12 protein-coding genes are annotated in these 16394 nt (G+C 70.8%); 9 read left to right on the plus strand and 3 right to left on the minus strand.

Annotation, left to right across the window (positions count from 1 at the left end; translation table 11 throughout):
• Positions 1–27: 27 nt before the first annotated feature.
• Both EDF42_RS03520 and EDF42_RS03525 read right to left on the minus strand, forming a co-directional pair.
• A complete protein-coding gene (locus tag EDF42_RS03520; RefSeq protein ID WP_235035781.1) occupies positions 28–375 on the minus strand; it encodes an MGMT family protein in 348 nt (115 codons plus the stop codon).
• 14 nt (positions 376–389) lie between these two features.
• Entirely contained in the window at positions 390–845 is a 456-nt protein-coding gene (locus EDF42_RS03525; RefSeq protein ID WP_111085338.1) for a GNAT family N-acetyltransferase, read from the minus strand.
• A gap of 85 nt (positions 846–930) precedes the next feature.
• On the opposite strand from EDF42_RS03525, the gene EDF42_RS03530 reads away from it, so the two are divergent.
• The 8 genes from EDF42_RS03530 to EDF42_RS03565 all read left to right on the plus strand — a co-directional run bounded on the left by EDF42_RS03530 (position 931) and on the right by EDF42_RS03565 (position 14561).
• Entirely contained in the window at positions 931–2223 is a 1293-nt protein-coding gene (locus EDF42_RS03530) for an ROK family transcriptional regulator (protein ID WP_123671465.1), read from the plus strand.
• 116 nt (positions 2224–2339) lie between these two features.
• Positions 2340–4745, plus strand: a complete 2406-nt coding sequence (locus tag EDF42_RS03535) for a lamin tail domain-containing protein (protein WP_123671466.1) — start codon at positions 2340–2342, stop codon at positions 4743–4745.
• 123 nt (positions 4746–4868) lie between these two features.
• Positions 4869–5711 (plus strand): PhzF family phenazine biosynthesis protein, encoded by an 843-nt coding sequence (locus EDF42_RS03540; protein ID WP_123671467.1) that lies wholly within the window; start codon positions 4869–4871, stop codon positions 5709–5711.
• 146 nt (positions 5712–5857) lie between these two features.
• Entirely contained in the window at positions 5858–7216 is a 1359-nt protein-coding gene (locus EDF42_RS03545; protein WP_123671468.1) for an extracellular solute-binding protein, read from the plus strand.
• Positions 7217–7323: 107 nt separating this feature from the next.
• Positions 7324–8274 (plus strand): carbohydrate ABC transporter permease, encoded by a 951-nt coding sequence (locus EDF42_RS03550; protein WP_111085332.1) that lies wholly within the window; start codon positions 7324–7326, stop codon positions 8272–8274.
• A complete protein-coding gene (locus EDF42_RS03555; RefSeq protein ID WP_333925055.1) occupies positions 8274–9173 on the plus strand; it encodes a carbohydrate ABC transporter permease in 900 nt (299 codons plus the stop codon). The genes EDF42_RS03550 and EDF42_RS03555 overlap by 1 nt, the downstream gene beginning before the upstream one ends.
• 37 nt (positions 9174–9210) lie before the next feature.
• A complete protein-coding gene (locus tag EDF42_RS03560; protein ID WP_123340950.1) occupies positions 9211–12324 on the plus strand; it encodes a glycoside hydrolase family 38 C-terminal domain-containing protein in 3114 nt (1037 codons plus the stop codon).
• A 101-nt stretch (positions 12325–12425) separates the two neighbouring features.
• Entirely contained in the window at positions 12426–14561 is a 2136-nt protein-coding gene (locus EDF42_RS03565; protein WP_221180997.1) for an acyltransferase family protein, read from the plus strand.
• A gap of 37 nt (positions 14562–14598) precedes the next feature.
• Here the strand turns inward: EDF42_RS03565 and EDF42_RS03570 are convergent, their stop codons facing one another.
• Entirely contained in the window at positions 14599–15036 is a 438-nt protein-coding gene (locus EDF42_RS03570; RefSeq protein WP_123340948.1) for a YdeI/OmpD-associated family protein, read from the minus strand.
• A gap of 211 nt (positions 15037–15247) precedes the next feature.
• Between EDF42_RS03570 and EDF42_RS03575 the strand changes: the two genes are divergently transcribed.
• A complete protein-coding gene (locus EDF42_RS03575; protein WP_123671470.1) occupies positions 15248–16390 on the plus strand; it encodes an ABC transporter substrate-binding protein in 1143 nt (380 codons plus the stop codon).
• Positions 16391–16394: the final 4 nt, after the last annotated feature.

Below are 16394 nucleotides of genomic sequence, written 5' to 3' on the forward strand. Positions count from 1 at the left end.
GGACGGCCGACGTGCGCGGGCCGCACGTCAGAACGGGTCGTCCGCATCCGTGGACGGCGACCAGCGGGCACGACGCATGTCGAGCCTCCAGGCCGCCGTCCCCTGCACGAGCGGCGTCCCCTCGGCGCGGTAGTGCTGGAGCGCACGGGCCTCGTGGTGCAGCGGCGGGTGCCCACCTGCGCGCACCACGCGCCACCAGGGCAGGTCGGCGCCCTCGTGCGCCATCACCTTGCCGACCGCACGCGACGCGCGTGAGCCGAGCGCTGCGGCGACGTCGCCGTACGTCATGACGTGACCCGGCGGGATCATCCGGACCACCTCGGCCACCGCCGCCCCGAAGTCCTGCTCCGGCGCGGGGGCGTCGTCCTCGGGCACGTCGTTGGAGAACGCTAGAGCGTCAGGACCGCGAAGTGGTCGCCGTACTGGGTCTCGCGGACGACCTCGAAGCCCACGGCGCGGAAGAACGCCTCGGGGCTGTCGTCGCCACCGGGCTCGTACACGACCGTCAGGCGTTCCTGCCCGCGGCTGCGCGCTTCGTCGGCCAGGCCGTGCACGGCGAAGCGGCCGACGCCGCGACCCTGCGCGGTGCCGGCGACGTTGACCCGCCAGATGGCGCTGCGCAGCTCTTCCTGCGCGTTGTCCGCGTCGAACGAACCGATGATGAGGCCCAGGACCTCGTCGCCGTCCAGGACCACACGGGTCCACGCGGAGCTCGGCTTGACGTCGGACTCGGCGACCCCGTAGGTGGTCGGCTGCACGAACTGTTCCTGGCCCGGCTTGAGCGTCAGGGAGTTCGCCGCGGCAGCGGTCTTCGCGGAGAGTTCTTCGAGACGCAGGTCGGCCATGCGGCCAGGGTAACGGTGCGACCCGTGTGGGGGCCAGCGCGGACGGCAGACCGAGACCGCACCGTTGCCGCGGTATGGTCGCGGAATGGCAGAACATCGGCGTGGAGCGAACCTCCCGTCGATCGGCGGGTTCAACCGCACGGTCGTGCTCGATGCCGTCCGACGGTCGCCGGACGGCCTGAGCCGCGTCGAACTCGCCTCGCGAACGGGCCTCAGCGCGCAGACCGTGTCGAACGTCACGCGGTTCCTGATCGAGGCCGGCATGATCGTCGAGTCCGGCACCGTCGTCGCCGGTCGGGGCAAGCCCCGCACCATCCTGCGGCTCGAACCCGGCAGCCGCTACGCCGTCGGCGTGCACGTCGACCCGGCCGTCGTCACCTACGTGCTCCTCGACCTGGCCGGTACCGTCGTCGCCTCGTCCACCACCTCGACCCCGACCGCCGACGACCCGTCCGAGGTCGTCCGCACCATCGGCTCCGCCGTCGACGGCCTGATCGCCGACGCGGGCGTGGACGTCGACGGAGTGCTCGGTGTCGGGATCGCCAGCCCGGGCCCCATCGACGTCGACGCCGGCATCGTCGTCGACCCGCCGTTCCTGCCCCGGTGGCGGGACGTGCCCCTGCGCGACGCGCTCGCCGAGGCCACGGGCTACCCCGTCCTGCTCGAGAAGGACGTCACGGCGGCCGCGGTCGGCGAGATGTTCCTGGCGGGGGAGTCGTCGGCGCGGAACTTCGCGTTCGTGTACTTCGGCACCGGGTTCGGCGTCGGGCTCGTCGTCGACCACGAACCCGTGCGCGGCGTCGGGTCGAACGCCGGGGACGCCGGGCACATCATGGTCGACCAGCGATCGCTCGCCGGCACCCCGGACGGGTCCGGCACCCGCGGCGAGGTGGGTGCGGCCGTGGCACCGGACCGACTCGTGCGGATCGCGCGGGAGCGGGGGGTGGCGTTGTCCGGCGGCGGCGCTGGTGCGGTGTCGCCCGTCTCGTCCGCCGGGTCCGTCCCGTCCGACGGGTCGGTCGACGCGGTGAACCGTGCCTGGGACGAACTCGCCGAGGCCATCGCCGACGGCGACGAGGCCGCGACCACGCTCGCCGCCGAGGCCGGCACCGTCATGGGCGACGCCGCCGTCGTCATCGTGAACCTGCTCGACATCGACCGGGTCGTGTTCGGCGGACCGTTCTGGTCGCGCATCGCGAGCGCCGCACTGCCGGCCGCCCGCGCGGCGATCGTCGGGTCGCCGTTGCTCGTGCCGAAGCACGCGGTCGACGTGGTCGAGAGCGACCGTGGTGCCGACGTCGCCGCGGTGGGAGCAGCGTGCCTGGTGCTCGACGCCGCGTTGTCACCACGGGCGAGCGGGCTGCTCATCCGCCGCTGACGTCGAGCGTTGCGGCGTCGAGCGCGACACCTGTCGTTCACCGGGCGGCCACCGGTCGGATGCCCGGGTGCTGAACAGTCGTGCAGGTCTCCCCTCCCCTCCCGAGAAGGACCTGCATGCGCACTCCTGCCCTGCGCCCCCGCTCCGTGCGGCTCGGTGCTGCCATCGTCACCGCGCTGGCCGTCGGCGCCGGCGTCGTCACGGCCGGCCCGGCACTCGCCGCCGTCGGTGACGACGACCCGAGCGTCGGCGCCGCCGCTCGGAACGGCCTCGTCGTCAACGAGGTCGAGTCGAACGGCGACGACACCGACTGGGTCGAGCTGAAGAACACGTCGTCGGCGTCGATCGACCTGACCGGTTACGCGTTCCTCGACGACGACAGCACCCACGACGCCTACGTCCTGCCCGCCGGCTCGACGATCGCCCCTGGCGGGTACTTCGTCATCGACCAGCTCTCGGCGACCGCGCCCGGGTTCGACTTCGGACTCGGCGGCGCCGACACCGCGCGGGTGTACGACCCCGCCGGCGACCTGGTGCTCCGGTACTCGTGGACGAGCCACGCGGTCGTCACGTACGGCCGGTGCGCCGACGGGACCGGTGCGCTGGTCGACACCACCGCGTCGACGAAGGGGGCCGCCAACGACTGCTCCTCGCCCGTGCGCATCAACGAGGTCGAGTCGCAGGACGGCACCCCCGGCGACTGGGTGGAGCTGACCAACGTCGGCAGCACCACGGTCGACCTGGGCGGGTACGTCCTGCGGGACAGCGAGGACGACCACGCGTACACGATCCCCGCCGGCACGACGATCGCGGCCGGGGGCTTCACCGTCCTCGACGAGATGGACTTCGGCTTCGGGCTCGGCAAGGCCGACTCCGCCCGGGTCTTCGATCCGCGGGGTGCGCTGGTCGACTCGTACTCGTGGACGGCCCACGCTGCCGCCACGTACGGCCGCAACCCGGACGGCACCGGCGACTTCGCCGACACCGCCGAGCCGACGAAGGGCACGGCGAACCGGTTCGCCGGAGTCGTCACCGCCGAGCCCTGGCCCGGCGGCCAGGACGAGAACGTGCTCGACGACGAGGACACCTTCACCGGTGACCTGAGCGGCATCGACTGGACCACGTCCAGCACGTCCGAGGACGGCCAGCTCTGGGCCGTGCAGAACGGCGACGGCCTGCTCTACCACCTGACCTCGGACGGTCAGGGTGGCTGGTCTCCGTCGAACGCCGCGGGCACGGACCTGCGGTACGCCGACGGCACGGGGACCCCGGACGCCGAGGGCGTCACCGTCACGAGCGACGACCCGGGCGCCGTGTACGTGTCGACCGAGCGGGACAACGACGTGTCGAAGACCAGCCGTCCGTCGGTCCTGCGGTACGCCACCACCGACGGATCCGAGTCGACCCTGCGCGCCACCGACGAGTGGAACCTCGCAGCCGACTTCCCGGGGCTCGGTGCGAACGCCGGCCTCGAGGGCGTCACCTGGATCCCGGACTCGTGGCTCACCGAGCACGGCTTCGCCGACGAGCACACCGGCGCGGCCTACGCGCCGTCGACGTACGCCGGACACGGCGAGGGGCTCTTCTTCGTCGGCGTCGAGGGCACCGCGAGCGTCTCCGCCTACGCCCTGATGGCGGACGGTTCGTTCCAGCGCGTTGCCACCATCGGTTCGCCGTTCGCGGTCGTCGCCGACGTGCAGTTCGACCCGACCCTCGACGCGCTCTGGGTGGTGTGCGACGACGCCTGCGCCGGACGCACCGCGCTGTACGAGCTGACCGACGGTGTCTTCACCGCCGCGAAGGTCTTCGAAGCGCCGTCGAACGCGAACCGGACGCTCGCCAACGAGGGCTTCGCGATCTCCGGCGTCTGCACCGACGGGGGGCGCGCAACGTTCACCGCCGACGACAACGACACGGACGGGTTCTCGCTCCGCACTGGGACGTACCCGTGCGAGAGCGGCGGCACGGACCCGGGCACCGACCCGACGCCGACGCCCACGCCTGCTCCGGGTGACGGCGGATCGACGCCTGCGCCGACCCCCGGGACCGGTGGATCGACGCCGACGCCGACGCCGACCCCGTCGCCGGACGCTCCGATCGCCCCGGTGGCTCCCTCGGAGACCGGCCTGACGGACACGAACCGTGGGAGCGTCTCGGCCCCGTCGTCGGCCCGCGCGGGGGAGACCATCACGGTCACGGTGGGCACGCGGTACGCCGGTGACCAGGTGAACGTGTGGCTGTACTCGACCCCGACGCTGCTCGGCACGGTGACGGTCGGCGCTGACGGCACGGTGCGCGTCACGATCCCGGCCGATGCTCCGGCTGGCGAGCACCGCATCGTGGTGACCGCTGCGGACGGCACGGTGCTGGGCTGGACCCCGATCACCATCACGGCGTCGGGCGAGCTCGCGTTCACGGGTGCCGAGGGCCTCGGGGCCGGTGCGCTCATCGCGCTCCTGCTGGTCGCGGCGGGTGCCGGCGTCCTGATCGTCCGCCGTCGCAAGGCGGCGGCCGCGGAGTAGCCCCCCACGCCCCACGGGCGCACTTCGTGAGCAGGAATGGTCGGGTTCGCTCAGCGGACCCGACCATTCCTGCTCACCATGCGTGATCAGCAGTCGGCGCTGTCCCCGCAGTAGCGTCGGAGCATGAGCATCGACGTCCTCCGGTACACCGCCTTCGCCGCCGAGCCCGGAGGCGGCAACCCCGCCGGACTGGTCCTCGACGCAGCGGCACTGACCGACGACGAGATGCTCGCCGTCGCCCGCGAGGTCGGCTACCCCGAGACCGCGTTCGTCGTCGGCGCCACGGCGACGGCCCCGCACGTCCGCTACTTCTCGCCCGCCGCCGAGGTGCCGTTCTGCGGGCACGCGACGGTCGCGCTCGCGGTGGCGCTCGCCGAACGGCAGGGGCTCGGCCGCCGGGTGTTCACGACGGCCGCCGGCGAGGTCGCCCTCGACGCCACCACCGGCCCGGACGGGGTGGTCCGGGTCGCGATGACGAGCGTCGAACCGGCGACGCGGGACATCGACCCGGCGCTCCTCGCCCGGTTGTTCGACCTGCTCGGGCTCACGGCCGACGACATCGCGCCGGGCTTCCCGGTGCTCGAGTCCTTCGCCGGCAACTGGCACCCGGTGCTCGTGCTGCACGACCGCGAGCTGTTCCACCAGTTCCGGTTCGCACCCGGCCTCCTCGCCGACCTCAAGCGCGAGGCCGGCTGGCAGGGGACGGTCACGGTGCTGCACCGTACCGGGGAGCGCGAGTACGAGGCACGGAACCTGTTCCCCGCCGGCCGCATCACCGAGGACCCGGCGACCGGTTCGGCTGCGGCGTCCACCGGGGCGTACCTGCGCGAGGTCGGTGCCGTCGAGCCGGGGGACCGCGTCGTCATCCGGCAGGGGCGGCACGTCGGTCGTCCGAGTCTGCTGCTCGTCGACGTCCCGTCCACTGGCGGGATCACCGTGACGGGGAGCGCGACCCCGATCCAGTGAGCAGAACAAGTCGGGTCGACCGCACGGACCCGACATCTTCTGCTCACCAAGCAAGAAACTCCTTGACACGGATAAGTCCATACGCTGGACTAATCCTGCGCGCGGGCGATGGAGCCCGCGGATGTCACCCGTGCAAAGGAGCACCGATGAAACGCACCCGCATCATCGCCGGACTCGCAGCCGTGGCCGTCGCCGCGGTCGGCCTGGCAGGCTGCTCAGCCTCGGGGTCCGCCTCGAGCGACACGATCAAGATCGCGTACCAGAAGTTCGGAGCCTTCCAGCAGCTCGACGCCCAGATGAAGGTCGTCAAGAAGGAGTACGAGAAGGACAACCCGGGCAAGAAGGTCACGCTCGTCCCGATCCAGGCCCAGGGCAACGACTACTACACGAAGCTCGCGCTCATGAACAAGGCGCCCGCGACGGCTCCCGACGTCATGTACGAGGACACCTTCCTCGTCAAGGCCGACGCCGAGGCCGGCTACCTCCTGCCGCTCGACAAGTACACGGCGAAGTGGAAGGACTGGGACCAGTTCTTCGACAACGCCAAGCAGGCCGGCCAGGGTGACGACGGCAAGATCTACGGCGTCCCGATGGGCACCGACACCCGCGCTCTCTGGTACAACAAGGACATCTTCAAGTCCGTCGGCCTGCCCGTGCCGTGGCAGCCGAAGACCTGGGACGACGTGCTCGCCGCGGCGAAGACGATCAAGGACAAGAAGCCCGACCTCATCCCGTTCAACATCTACTCGGGCAAGGCGCAGGGCGAGGCGTCGACCATGCAGGGCTTCGAGATGCTCCTGTACGGGGCGGACGGCTCCGGCAACACGCTCTACAAGGACAAGAAGTGGGTCACGGGCTCGAAGCAGTTCGAGGACTCGCTGCAGTTCGTGAAGGACGTCTACCAGGGCGGCCTCGGCCCGACACCGCAGCAGGCGCTCGACACGAACGTCGGCACGACCATCGCGCAGACGTGGCTGCCGAAGGGCAAGCTCGCGATCGACCTCGACGGTTCGTGGCAGTCCGGCACGTGGCTCGAGTCCGGCACTGCGCCGTGGGCCGAGTGGAACGACGTGATGGGTCAGGCGCCGATGCCGACGCAGAACGGTCAGGACCCGGGCTACAACTCGATGTCCGGCGGTTGGACCCTGGCGGTCGGCGCGAAGTCGAAGAACCCGCAGGCGGCGTTCGACTTCATCACGAGCTTCCTCGACAAGGACGGCTCGCTGAAGTACGACACCGAGAACAGCCAGATCGCCGTCCGCAAGGACGTCGCGGACGACACCGCCTACACCGACGCCAACCCGACGTTCAAGTTCTTCTCCGGACTGGTGGAGAACACGAACTTCCGCCCGGCGACGAGTGACTACTCGCAGGTGTCCAACGCGATCCAGGTCGCGATGGAGTCGGTCATGACCGGGCAGCAGACACCGAAGCAGGCGGCTGCCGTGTACGACAAGGCCGTCACGCAGGTGGTCGGCAAGGAGAACACCGTCTCGGCTGGTTGACGGACGTCACCCACTGACGGACGGGAGGCGCGGGGCGGCCCCGCACCGCGCCTCCCGTCCGTCCTTCCCCACCTTCGGAACCCCTCCGCACCCGGAAGGCACCCATCGTGTCCAGCACCCCCCTCGCGCCGACGCTGTCGGCGCCCGGTGCGCCGAAGCGCACCGATCCACCCGTGCCGCGCAAGCGGCGACCACTGCGGAACGTCGGTCGAGCGGTCCCGCTCCTGCCCGCCCTCGTCCTGCTCGTCATCTTCCTGCTCGGCCCCGTCATCTCGTCGTTCTACGGGTCGTTCACGAACTCCGCGCTCACCGGCGCCGGCGCTGCCGACCAGCAGTTCGTCGGCTTCCAGAACTACGTCGAACTGTTCCAGGACCCGGACTTCCCGAAGTCCGTCATCCTGACGGTCGTGTTCCTGCTCGCCTCGGCGGTCGTGGGACAGAACGTGCTGGGGCTCGGCCTCGCACTCCTGATGCGCTCCGCCAACAAGGCCGTCCGCGCGATCGTCGGCACCTTCGTCGTCGCCGCCTGGGTCCTGCCGGAGATCGTCGCCTCGTTCGCCGCGTACGCGTTCTTCAACGACGAGGGCACGCTCAACGAGTTCCTGAAGTCCATCGGCATCAGCGGACCGAACTGGCTCTACACGTTCCCGATGTTCGCCGTGATCCTGGCGAACATCTGGCGCGGCACGGCCTTCTCGATGCTCGTCTACTCCGCCGCCGTGCAGGAGGTCCCCGAGGAGATCACCGAGTCCGCCGAGGTCGACGGTGCCACCGGGTGGCAGCGCCTCGTCTACATCACGCTGCCGGTGATCCGACGGAGCATCTCGACGAACCTCATGCTGACGACGCTGCAGACGCTGTCGGTCTTCACCCTCATCTTCGTGATGACCGGGGGTGGGCCGGGCACGAACTCGTCGACCCTGCCGATCCTCGCCTACCAAGAGGCGTTCAAGTTCTCGCAGCTCGGCTTCGGGACCGCGATCGCGACCATCCTGCTCGTGGTGGGGGCGGTCTTCTCGATCATCTACATCCGAGCCCTCAAGCCGGAGGTGGACTGATGGCCATCACTGCCCCGTCCCTCGACCCGACCACCACCCGTTCGGTGACCGCTCCCGGTTCGCTGCACATGACGTCGCCCCGCGGCCGCACCATGCGATGGGTGGCGAACACCGTGCTGCTCGTCATCGCGGTGTGCTTCGCGGTCCCGCTGCTCTGGCTCGTCCTCGCCTCGGTCGACACCCAGGCGTCGCTGTCCGTGAAGCTGCCGACGCAGTTCACGCTCGACAACTTCACCAAGGTGCTCACGCCCGAGCTGTCGTTCATCCCACTCGCGAACAGCCTGCTGCTCTCCGGCGGCACGGCGGTCGTCACCGTGGTCTTCGCACTGCTCGCCGCGTACCCGCTGTCCCGCTACAAGATGCGGGTCAACAAGCCGTTCCTGTACAGCATCCTGTTCGGGACCGGCCTGCCGATCACCGCCATGATGGTGCCCGTCTACGCGCTGTTCGTGTCGCTCAACCTGATCGACAACGTGTGGGGCTGCATCTTCTTCCTCGCCGCGACGTCGCTGCCGATGGCGATCTGGATGGCGAAGAACTTCATGGACTCCGTGCCGATCTCGCTCGAAGAAGCAGCGTGGACCGACGGGGCGTCGATGATGACCACCCTGACGCGCATCGTCGTCCCGCTCATGCGTCCGGGCATCGCCGTCGTGTTCATCTTCGTGTTCATCCAGGCGTGGGGGAACTTCTTCGTCCCGTTCGTCCTGCTGCTCTCGCCCGACAAGGTGCCCGCCGCGGTGAGCATCTTCAACTTCTTCGGGCAGAACGGGGCGGTCGCGTACGGACAGCTCGCCGCGTTCTCCATCGTCTACTCCGTGCCCGTCATCGCCCTCTACGTGATCGTGTCCCGAGGCCTCGGCGGCGGCAACGCCCTCGCCGGCGGCATCAAGGGCTGATCCGCTGGCTCCGGCCGGCTCTCTCGAAAGGAACCACATGCACCAGGACGAACCGCTCGTCGAGGCCCGGATCGCCCGCCTCGTCCGCGACCGTGTCGACCCCGCCGTCCACCGCCGCTCGGCGCCGGTGACGATCGAGGCGTGGGAGGTGCCGGACGAGCCGGTGCCGTTCGACTCCGCCGTCCGGCAGGCGTACACACCGTTCACGGTGGGCAGCGCCTGGGGCGGCCGACCGTGGGGGACCACCTGGTTCCGGATCACCGGCACCGTCCCCGCCGACTTCGGCACGGCGCCGGGGACCACTGCGGAACTGCTCGTCGACCTCGGGTTCACGAAGCGGCACCCGGGGTTCCAGGCCGAGGGACTGGCGTACCGGCCCGACGGCTCCACGATCAAGGGCGTCGAGCCGCGCAACGACACCGTGCCGGTCGAGGTCGGCGCTGGGGAGTCGTTCGAGCTGTACGTCGAGGCCGGCGCGAACCCGGACATCGGCGGCGACTCGTTCCAGGGCGCGACGCCCCTCGGGTCGCGTTCCACGGCGGGTGACAAGCCGATCTACCGCGTGCGCGCCCTCGAACTCGTCGAGCGCGACGACACCGTGTGGGAGCTGCAGCAGGACTTCTGGGTCCTGCGTGGCCTGATGGCGGAACTCCCCACGGACGGCACCCGCGGCGCCGACATCCTGCACGCCCTCGAGCTCGCAGCCGACGCGCTCGACCCCGACGACGTCGCCGGCACCGCAGCCGATGCTCGTCAGGTGCTCGCACCCGTCCTGGCCGTGCCGGCCAGTGCCGCCGCACACCGGGCGATCGCCGTCGGCCACGCCCACATCGACTCCGCCTGGCTCTGGCCGGTGCGCGAGACGATCCGCAAGTGCGCCCGCACCTTCTCGAACGTCCTCGACCTGATGGACCGCGACCCGGACTTCACCTTCGCCTGCTCGTCGGCGCAGCAGTACGCGTGGATCCGCGACGGCTACCCGTCGATCTGGGCCCGCATCAAGGAGCGCGTCGCCGAGGGCCGGTGGATCCCGGTCGGTGGCATGTGGGTCGAGTCGGACACGAACCTGCCCGGTGGTGAAGCGCTCGCCCGACAGTTCGTCGCCGGCAAGCGCTTCTTCCTCGAGGAGTTCGGCATCGACACCCCCGAGGCCTGGCTGCCCGACTCGTTCGGCTACTCCGGCGCCCTGCCCCAGATCGTCCGCGCCGCCGGCTCGAAGTGGTTCGTCACCCAGAAGCCGTCGTGGAACGAGACGAACGTCATCCCGCACACCTCCTTCCACTGGGAGGGCATCGACGGCTCGCGCGTCCTGACGCACCTGCCGCCGGCCGACACCTACAACTCCGACGTCTCTGCCGCCGACCTGCACCGCGGCGAACGGAACAACAAGGAGCGTGGCGTCGCGAACACCTCGATGCTGCTCTACGGCTTCGGTGACGGCGGCGGCGGACCCACCCGCGAGATGGTCGCGGCCGCCCGACGCCAGCACGACCTGGACGGCTCGCCCCGCGTGCAGCTCGGTACCCCCGCCCAGGTCTTCGAGGAGCTCGAACGGGTGCTGCCGACCCCCGGCGTGTGGTCCGGCGAGATGTACCTCGAGTTCCACCGCGGCACCTACACGTCGCAGATCCGCACGAAGCAGGGCAACCGCCGCTCCGAGCACCTGCTCCGCGAAGCCGAGCTGTGGGCGTCGACCGCGGCCGTGCGCCTCGGGCTGGACTACCCCTACGAAGAGCTCGAGCGCGCCTGGCACACCGTCCTGCTGCAGCAGTTCCACGACATCCTGCCGGGGTCCTCGATCGCCTGGGTCTACGAGAACGCCGAGGAGAACTACGCGCAGATCGCCCAGGTGCTCGAGGGGCTGATCGGCAACGCGACGACCGCACTCGCGAACGGGGGCGCTGCGGCGCTCGCCGGGGTCGGGGCCTCGTCGTCGGCCGCCGCCGGCGGCAGCAGTGCGCTGCTCGACGCGCCGTCCGGTGCCGACGCCGTCGGCGGCAGTGGCTCGTCCGGGAACGTCGTGCGCTTCAACGCCTCGCCGGTCGCGGCGGGAGACGCGGCCGCCCTGGGTGGTTCGCTCGGCTCGGAACCGCGACCCGTGCCTCCCGTCCGCTCCGGCGACCACTTCGTGTTCGACACCGGCGTCGTCACGGCGACCATCGACGGCGCCGGCCACGTCGTGTCGCTCGTCGACCGCGCCAGCGGACGCGACGCGATCGCACCGGGTGCGGCCGCTGCCGAGTACACCGTCTTCCGCGACACCCCGAACCAGTGGGAGGCGTGGGACATCGACCGTGCGTACCAGCGCAACGGCACCGTCCTGTCGGCGTCGTCGGTCGCGATCGACGGCTCCTCGCTCGTGGTGGAACGGTCCTTCGGGTCGTCGACGCTCACGACCCGGTACTCCGCCGTCGAGGGCGAGCCGGAACTGACCATCGAGACCGAGGTCGACTGGCACGAGCACCAGAAGCTGCTGAAGCTCGCGTTCCCGGTGGACGTCCGTGCGTCGTCCGCGTCGAGCGAGATCCAGTTCGGCCACATCGACCGGCCGACCCACCAGAACACCTCGTGGGACCACGCCCGCTTCGAGACGTCGGCGCACCGCTGGGTGCACGTCGCCGAGCCCGGGTTCGGCGTCGCGGTGGCGAACGACTCCACGTACGGACACGACATCACGCGCTCCACACGGCCCGACGGCGGCACCACGACGCTCGTGCGCGAGTCGTTGCTGCGCGGGCCGACGTTCCCGGACCCGAACGCCGACCAGGGGCACCACGTGTTCCGGACGGTGCTGCGGGTGGGGGCCTCGGTGCTCGACGCCGCCGACTCCGGCTACCGGTTGAACCTGCCGGTGCGCGCTGTCGCCGGTTCGACCGGGGTTCCGCCGCTGGTCTCGCTGTCGTCGCCGCAGGTGCTCGTCGAGGCCGTGAAGCTCGCCGAGGACCGCTCTGGTGACGTGGTCGTGCGACTGTACGAGGCCTCCGGCGGTCGGGCGACCGACGTCGGGGTGTCGTTCGGGTTCGACGTCGCTTCGGTGGCGACGGTGGACCTGCTGGAACGCCCGCTGGGGGACTCGTGGGACTCGGGGGAGCCGGTCGTGCTCACGCTCCGGCCCTTCGAGATCGTGACCCTGCGGGTACGTCGGGCCTGAGGCAGCGGGGCCGGCGGAAGACCGCGGCGCCGGACGGGACACGGGTGCGTTCCGTCCGGCGCCGCCTTCTGTGTGTATAGCAGATGTGATATTCTCGTTTGGTGACAGCGCCTTCGACCCGACCCGATCGCATGCGGTTCCGTCCTGACCTCGAGGGCCTGCGCGGCTGGGCGGTCATCGTCGTCGTGCTCGACCATCTCTGGCGCGTGCCTCTCGGCGGTCCGCTCCGCCCCGATCTGTTCTTCGTGCTGTCCGGCTTCCTCATCACCCGCCTGCTCGTGCTCGAGATGCGCCGGACCGGTCGCATCGCGCTCACCGCCTACTTCCTGCGCCGGGCCCGTCGGATTGTCCCCGTCGCCGTCGTCGTGGTGGTCGTCACGGTCGGGGTCGCCGCGCTCATCTGGTACCCGCCACGAGCGATCGCCGTCGGGCAGGACGCCGTCGCAGCGCTCGGCTTCGTGACGAACTGGCACGAGATCGTGGCAGGCAGCTCCTACCTCACCGACGACACCGTCTCGTCGCCGCTCCTGCACTTCTGGTCGCTCGCCATCGAGGAGCAGTTCTACGTCGTCTGGCCGCTCGTCGTGGGCGGCGCGCTGCTGGTCGGTCGGCGGTGGTTCCGCGGTGACGGCACCGTGTTCCTGACCGTCGTCGTGAGCGTCCTGCTCGTGGCGCTCTGCGTCGCGTCCGCGGTCCGCACAGCGACGGACGGCGATGCCGCGTACTTCGACACCCTCGCCCGCGCGTGGGTGTTCCTGCCCGGAGCACTCGCGGCGATCGCGGTCGACCACGTGCGGATCGCGAGCCGGGCGCTCCGGAGCGGACTCGTCATCGGGGGCGTGCTGCTCGTCGCCGGAGCCCTGTTGTTCGTCGACCCGCACACCGGGTACCCGTGGCCGAAGGGGTGGATCGTCGTCGGCGGCACGGTGCTCATCGTGCTGATCGGCACCGGTGACGACTCGGTCGCCTCGCGGTTCCTGTCCTTCCCGCCGGCGCGGTGGCTCGGGCGGATCTCGTACTCGCTCTACCTCTGGCACCTGCCGGTCATCGTGCTCGTGCTCGCGGTGACGGGGCGTTCGGTCGTCGCGGAGTGGTCCGTCCTCGTGGGCAGCGTCGTCGTCGGGTGGGTCTCCTACCGGTGCATCGAGCGGCCGATCATGACCTCCGCGCGGTTGTCCGAGTACATCCGACGGTCAGCGGCCCCGCGGGAGCGCTCCTCCCGGCCGCTCCGGGACGTCTCTGTCGTTGCCGTCATCTCCTGTGTGCTCGCCGGCGGGACCGTGGCGCAGTACGTCGCGCCGTCCTGGCTGTCGACCTCCGACCGCATCGTCGCGGCCCTCGGCAGCGACACCGCGGCGGCAGACACCGCCGATGCGCTCGGTGAACGCAGCGCCGCGGTCGCGCAGGCGGTCCGGTCGCACGAGTGGCCGCAGACTGCCTCGGAGCAACTCGCGCGGCTGTCGAGCGCCGACGCCGCCCCCGCCATGCTCGACGGCAGCTGCATCGTGTTCGTCGGTGCCCCGGTCGGATCGCTCGACGGGTGCACCCTGCAGCCGGGGACCCCGGCCACCGGCGCCGTCCGGCACGCGGTCGTCATCGGGGACTCGACCGCCGCGTCGTGGACACCGGGACTCCTCAAGGCGCTCGGCCCCGAGTGGCGTGTCACCGTCCTCACCGCGACCGGGTGCAGCGCCGTCGGTGTCGACGGCTGGCCGCAGTCGCAGCAGTGGCGGACGGGATGCGACCGTGCCCGCGCCGCGATGCTCCGACTGGTCGATCGCACCCGGCCGGACGTGGTCGTCCTCGGTGCCGCCTCGGGGCCGTTCGCCGACGCCGCCGAGCACGACGCAACACCGCTCCCCGAGGCTGGCGAGGCGTGGCGAGCCTCGGCAGATCGAGTCCTGGCGCGATTCGTGGCTGCCGCTGACGACGTCGTCGTGCTGCAGGCACCGCCGTCGCTGCCTGACCCGCGGGCCTGCGCATCACGGGTCCGATCGGCCACGGACTGCGTCGGACCGCCGCCGTCCGCCGGATCCTCCGCCTGGGTCGCGGACGCGGCACTCCAGGACGCAGCCGAGACCACAGGCGCCCGGTTCGTCCGGACGACGGAGTGGTTCTGCGCCGACGGCGGCTGCCCCGCCCAGGTCGGTGGGGTCGTCCAGCGGTTCGACACCGTCCACCTGACCGAGGGCGGCTCGCAGTCCGTCGCACCCGAGCTCCGAGCTGCCCTGCGCTGACGCAGTCCGCTCCGCCGGTCGGCTGCGGGCCCGGCCGTCAGGAGCGGAGCGCCTCCACGGCCTTCGCGATCCGCCGTGCTCGGGTCTCCGGCGCCTTCGCCTGCGACACCGGGTCGGCGAGCGCTCGCTGCCGCGAGTTCGACAGCGTGTCGAACGCTGCACGCACCCCAGCGTCCTGCAGTGCCGCCGCCAGGTCGTCGGGCAGGTCGATGACCCGGGGCTGCGTGTCGACGACGAGCGTGACCTCGACGGTGTCCCCGGCAGCGACCCCGGCGGACTCGCGGTGCTCGGCGGACAGCGGCACCAGGAACTGCTCGTCCATGACCCCGACGGTGGACCGGTAGGTGTAGCCGCCGTTGATCGTGACCACCACCGGCGGGCGCTTCCCCGAGCCGAGCGCATCGATCACGGACGGCGGGACCGGGAGCCCTGTCGCCGTCTTCCTCGCCAGCAGGACCGTCGTCGTGAACTGCATCCGTGCCTCCAGTGCGATGTGGACGCGACCATGCGTCCGAGGTGGGAAACCAGCAGAACGGTACAGGCGTACCCGCTGTTCCGCCACCGTTCACCGCCGCAGCACGGGCCGGAAACCGGCCGCCTCCACGATCGTCCCGGGCCGTGAACCGCGGCCCCACCCGCAGCACCCACCCGAAGCACCCGCAGCACCCACCCGAAAGGCACCTCCCGTGCAGCACAAGCGCACCATCGCCGGCATCGCCCTCGCCGCCGCAGCGATCGTCACCCTCGCCGGATGCTCGGCCACGAGCTCGGCCAGCACGACGAAGGACGACACGAACTGGAAGACCGCCACGAGCGCCGAGGCCTCCGGCGGCATGGACGCCCTGGTGAAGGCGGCGAAGGCCGAGGGACAGCTCAACGTCATCGCGCTGCCGCCGTCGTGGGCCAACTACGGCAAGATCATCGACGGCTTCACGAAGAAGTACGACATCAAGATCAACTCCGCGAACCCGAACGGCTCCAGCGCCGACGAGGTCGCCGCGGTGAAGTCGCAGAAGGGGCAGTCCACCGCTCCCGACGTGCTCGACCTCGGCAACGCCGTGCTGCAGGAGAACCTCGACCTGCTGACGGACTACAAGGTCGCGAACTGGAGCGACATCCCGGACACGCTCAAGGAGCAGGACGGCGCCTGGACCCGCGACTACACGGGCCTGATGTCGATCGGCTACGACTCGTCGAAGATCACCGACGCACCGAAGGACCTGACGGACCTGCTCGGCTCCGAGTACAAGGGCAAGGTCTCCATCGCGGGCGACCCGACGCAGGCGAACCAGGCCGCATCAGCCGTGTACCTGGCAGCGCTCGAGAACGGCGGCTCGGCCGACGACATCACCAAGGGCGTCGACTACTTCGGCAAGCTCAAGCAGGCCGGCAACTTCCAGAACGTGCTGCCCACGCAGGCCACGGTCGCCTCGGGTGAGACCCCCGTGGTCATCCAGTGGTCGTACAACAACCTCGCGTGGGGCCCCGCCGCCGGTGCGAGTGGCAACAAGGACTGGAAGACCGTCGTGCCCGAGGGGCAGGCGCTCGGCTCGTACTACTCGCAGGCGATCAACAAGGACGCCCCGCACCCCGCCGCTGCTCGCCTGTGGCAGGAGTACATCGCCAGCCCCGAGGCGCAGAACCTGTACCTGCAGGCCGGTGCGTTCCCGTCGACCCTCGCCGCCCTGGAGAAGTCCGGCAAGGTCGACCAGGACGCCCTCGACGCCGCCGGTGGCGCGCCGAAGGACTACGTCGAGCTGACCGACGCACAGGTCGCGGACGCCGCGAAGGTGCTGTCGGCCAAGTGGTCCTCGACCATGGGGTCCTGACCAG

Source organism: Curtobacterium sp. PhB172, assembly GCF_003752545.1.
Taxonomy (GTDB): domain Bacteria; phylum Actinomycetota; class Actinomycetes; order Actinomycetales; family Microbacteriaceae; genus Curtobacterium.

Bases quoted from the DNA above. Each gene is read 5' to 3' on its own strand.
- EDF42_RS03535 (WP_123671466.1), top strand. From the start codon at position 2,340: ATGCGCACTCCTGCCCTGCGCCCCCGCTCCGTGCGGCTCGGTGCTGCC.
- EDF42_RS03555 (WP_333925055.1), top strand. From the start codon at position 8,274: ATGGCCATCACTGCCCCGTCCCTCGACCCGACCACCACCCGTTCGGTG.
- EDF42_RS03525 (WP_111085338.1), bottom strand. From the start codon at position 845: ATGGCCGACCTGCGTCTCGAAGAACTCTCCGCGAAGACCGCTGCCGCG.
- EDF42_RS03560 (WP_123340950.1), top strand. From the start codon at position 9,211: ATGCACCAGGACGAACCGCTCGTCGAGGCCCGGATCGCCCGCCTCGTC.
- EDF42_RS03545 (WP_123671468.1), top strand. From the start codon at position 5,858: ATGAAACGCACCCGCATCATCGCCGGACTCGCAGCCGTGGCCGTCGCC.
- EDF42_RS03570 (WP_123340948.1), bottom strand. From the start codon at position 15,036: ATGCAGTTCACGACGACGGTCCTGCTGGCGAGGAAGACGGCGACAGGG.
- EDF42_RS03540 (WP_123671467.1), top strand. From the start codon at position 4,869: ATGAGCATCGACGTCCTCCGGTACACCGCCTTCGCCGCCGAGCCCGGA.
- EDF42_RS03530 (WP_123671465.1), top strand. From the start codon at position 931: ATGGCAGAACATCGGCGTGGAGCGAACCTCCCGTCGATCGGCGGGTTC.